We start from the raw sequence: 3,427 nt of genomic DNA on the forward strand, positions 1-3,427 counted from the left end.
GACGTGCCAAGCTGGCTCAGCAAGCCGAAATGGGCCCGGCTGTTGACCGGGGCAGTGCCGTCGGGAAGGGCGGTGAAGCGCGGCTCCTCGCCGTCGAGCCCGAGGAACAGCAGAGCGTCATTGGAATCGGGTGGCTGCCAGATAAGTCGCCCGTCCTCATCGATCGCCGGTGCACCATTGCGCCATGACAGGGCGCGCGCTGCCGGATGGCGGGCGAGCTCGGCAACTCGATCGGGCTGGCCGCGAAGCGCATCGGCGCGGTCGAGGCCGGGTCCGGAAAAAAAGGGTTCAGGCTGCATACAAGTCACTCCTTCGGGCAAGGACCGCCTCGATGGCGTAGCGATACAGGGTCGGCAATCCTGCCTCGGCGATGGTGTCGAGCGGCTGCCACCAGCCCTGACCGACGGGCTCGGCGCGGGCAATGATGGCGAGGTCGAGGGTAAAGTGGGTGAAGCCATGCGCGACGCTGGCGAGCGCGTGCCCGGTAACCGGCGCGTCGCCCCATTCATCCCCGGGCAGTGCCGCCATCCCGCCGAGCAGGACCTTCGCCGGCCGCCGTACCAGCCACAGCGCGCCGTTGCGCTCGGTCCACCAGGCGGTCCCGGTGCGGTGGGGGCGCGACTTGCGGACCTTGGGCGCGGGAAACGCCTCGGGTGTGCCGCTGGCGAAGGCGGCGCAGTCGGCGCGCAGAGGGCATTCGCCGCAGCGGGGTGCCTTAGGTCGGCAAATGGTCGCACCGAGATCCATCATCCCCTGAGCATAGTCACCTGCGTCCAGCGCTGGCGTAAGAGCGTCGGCCATCACGCGAATCTCGCCGCGCGCCTCGACGATCGGGCGGTCGAGACCGTGGAGCCGGGCGACGACCCGCTCGACATTGGTGTCGATCACCACCGCCCGCCGCCCGAACGCGATCGCGGCGATAGCGGCGGCGGTGTAGGTGCCGACTCCGGGCAGGGCGCGCAATCCTTCTTCGGTCTCGGGAAAGCCGCCGCGCGCCGCGACTGCGCGGGCGCAGGCGACGAGATTACGGGCGCGGGCGTAATAGCCGAGGCCCGCCCATTCGTGCAGCACTTCGGTCTCGTCCGCCGCCGCCAGCGCCGCGACGCTCGGCCAGCGCTCGACGAACCGCGCGAATCGCGGGGCGACCGTGGCGACCGTGGTCTGCTGAAGCATCACCTCGCTCAGCCACACGCGATAGGGGCTCATCCGTACCGCCCCCGGCACCGCTCGCCACGGCAGGTCGCGGGCGTGGGCACGATAATGTTCGAGCAGGCGAGATGCGATATTGGCGCTCACCGGCGCGCTATGGCATGGACGGCGGCGATGGCGAAGATGCGCACCCCCGATGAAACCCCGCGCCGCGGCTATGCCCGTGCCGCCGGCGATATTGCGGGCGACATCAGCGGCATGGCGTTCAAGCGCTTCGGCTTCGTCCAGGGCGCGATCGTTGGCCGGTGGAAGGAAATCGTCGGCGAGCGCTATGCCCGCGTGTCGGTTCCCGAATCGATTCGCTTCCCGGCGGGCAAGAAGTCGAGCGGCACGCTCAGCCTGGTCGTGGAGGGCGCGCATGCGCCGCTGATGCAGCATATGACGCCGATGATTATCGAGCGGGTCAATCGGTTCTTCGGCTATGAAGCGGTCGCCCGGATCTCGTTTCGCCAGGGTCGCGTCGCCGACGCCGGCTCCGCCCGGCCGCTGCGCCAATCGCCTGCCCCGGTTCCCGCCGAAATTGGCGATGGTCTGCGCGCGATTGCCGACGACGAACTGCGCGCCTGCCTGACTGCGCTGGCCGGACAGGTCGCCGCGACCACCGGTCCGCCGATGGTCGAGCGTCCCGCGCCGATCCCGTCCCTGATCAACTTGCCGAAAGTGTCATGATGAACCGCGTTTGTTTTGTTCTGCATACCGCCCTCGCGATCGCCGCGCCGCTTGGGGCTCGGCCGCCCGTCCGACACTCGGTCACCGCGCCGGCCAAGGCGACCGATTGGAGCAAGGTCGCCAGTGCAACTGCGGCCGGTGGTTTCGTCATGGGCAACCCCGCCGCCAAGGTGAAGCTGATCGAATATGGTTCGCTGACCTGCTCCCATTGCCGTCACTTCGACGGCGAAGGGGTCACGCCACTGATCGCCAACTATGTCCGCAGCGGCAAGGTCAGCTGGGAATTCCGCTCGTTCCTGCTGAACGGCTTCGACATTCCGGCGACGCTGACCGCCAGCTGCAATGGCGCGGCGAGATTCTTCCCGCTGCTCCGGGCGCTCTACGCCGCCCAGCCCGACTGGGTGGCGAAGATGCAGGCGATCCCCGCCGACCGGCTCGAGGCGATCCGCAAGCTGAGCCCGCCGCAGCAATTCGCTGCAATCGGCGAGGCGGCAGGTTTTCCCGTCTTCGCCGCCGCGCATGGTGTGCCGGCGGGCAAGATCGGCGCCTGTCTGAGTAACGAAACGGCGGCCAGGAAGTTGGCGCAAGGCACTGCCGACGCCGCCAACAAGGACCATGTCAACGGCACCCCGACCTTCATGGTCAACGGCGTAAAGCTCGACTATTCCGGTGCAAGCTCGGTATGGGGGGCGGTCCAGGCCCGCCTCGACGCCGCGCTGCGCGGTTGACCCAGATATCCCATGCGAAAGTGACCCGATGAAGACCCTGCCCCTGATCCTCGCCGCCACCGCTCTGCTCGCGACCGGCGCCTGTACCAAGAAGGCCGCGACCAGCACCGCCGCCAAGTCCGAGCCGACCGTGGCGGTGACGCCGCCTGCCGACGGCGACTGGAGCCAAGTGACCACACCGAGCACCGCCGGCGGGTTCATCATGGGCAATCCCAATGCGAAGGTGAAGCTGGTCGAATATGGCTCGATGACCTGCCCGCACTGCGGTGAGTTCGACAAGGTCGGCGCCAAGCCGCTGATCGACAACTACGTCAAGAACGGCAAGGTCAGTTGGGAATACCGCAATTTCGTGCGCGATCCCTATGACCTCGCCGCCAGTCTGGTCGCGCGTTGCAATGGGCCGAAGAGCTTCTTCGGGCTGACCCGCGCGCTCTATGCTGCCCAGCCCGAGTGGGTCAGCAAGCTGCAAAAGGTGTCGCAGCCGCAGATGGAGGCGCTGCAGAAGTTGCCGCCGCAGCAGCAGTTCGTCCAGATCGGCGCACTGACCGGCTTCCCTGAATTTGCCGCCCTGCGCGGTGTGCCGGTGGCCAAGACCAACGCCTGCCTCGCCGACGACAAGGAAGTCAGCAAGCTGGTGCAGATGAATAGCGACGCGGTGACCCAGTATAATATTCCGGGTACGCCAAGCTTCCTCATCAATGGCGCTCTGCTTGATGAGACGGCGACGTGGGAGTTGCTCGAGCCCAAGCTCAAGACGGCGATCGGCAGCTAGGAGTGTTTGTCCGCTTCGCCGGTGCGGTATCGGCCCGTTCCCCCACCCG

4 protein-coding genes and 1 pseudogene are annotated in these 3,427 nt (G+C 67.4%); 3 read left to right on the top strand and 2 right to left on the bottom strand.

Annotated features, from left to right (window positions below; translation table 11 throughout):
• Nucleotides 1-299: pseudogene (locus tag RMN84_RS00105) on the bottom strand (hypothetical protein); the annotation flags it as partial.
• Entirely contained in the window at nucleotides 289-1,296 is a 1,008-nt protein-coding gene (locus tag RMN84_RS00110) for an A/G-specific adenine glycosylase (RefSeq protein ID WP_309610180.1), read from the bottom strand. The pseudogene RMN84_RS00105 and the gene RMN84_RS00110, both read right to left, overlap by 11 nt.
• A gap of 27 nt (nucleotides 1,297-1,323) precedes the next feature.
• Here RMN84_RS00110 and RMN84_RS00115 point away from each other — a divergent pair, with 27 nt between their 5' ends.
• From RMN84_RS00115 to RMN84_RS00125, 3 genes are read left to right on the top strand one after another with little or no spacing between them, the layout of a single operon-like run.
• Entirely contained in the window at nucleotides 1,324-1,878 is a 555-nt protein-coding gene (locus tag RMN84_RS00115; protein ID WP_309610181.1) for a DciA family protein, read from the top strand.
• Nucleotides 1,878-2,606, top strand: a complete 729-nt coding sequence (locus RMN84_RS00120; protein ID WP_309610182.1) for a thioredoxin domain-containing protein — start codon at nucleotides 1,878-1,880, stop codon at nucleotides 2,604-2,606. The genes RMN84_RS00115 and RMN84_RS00120 overlap by 1 nt, the downstream gene beginning before the upstream one ends.
• A gap of 28 nt (nucleotides 2,607-2,634) precedes the next feature.
• Nucleotides 2,635-3,378 carry a thioredoxin domain-containing protein gene (locus tag RMN84_RS00125; protein ID WP_309610183.1) on the top strand — a complete coding sequence of 248 codons (744 nt, stop codon included), beginning with the start codon at nucleotides 2,635-2,637 and terminating at the stop codon, nucleotides 3,376-3,378.
• Nucleotides 3,379-3,427 lie beyond the last annotated feature (49 nt).

It is taken from the genome of Sphingomonas sp., from assembly GCF_031380695.1.
In the GTDB taxonomy this organism is placed as follows: domain Bacteria; phylum Pseudomonadota; class Alphaproteobacteria; order Sphingomonadales; family Sphingomonadaceae; genus Sphingomicrobium.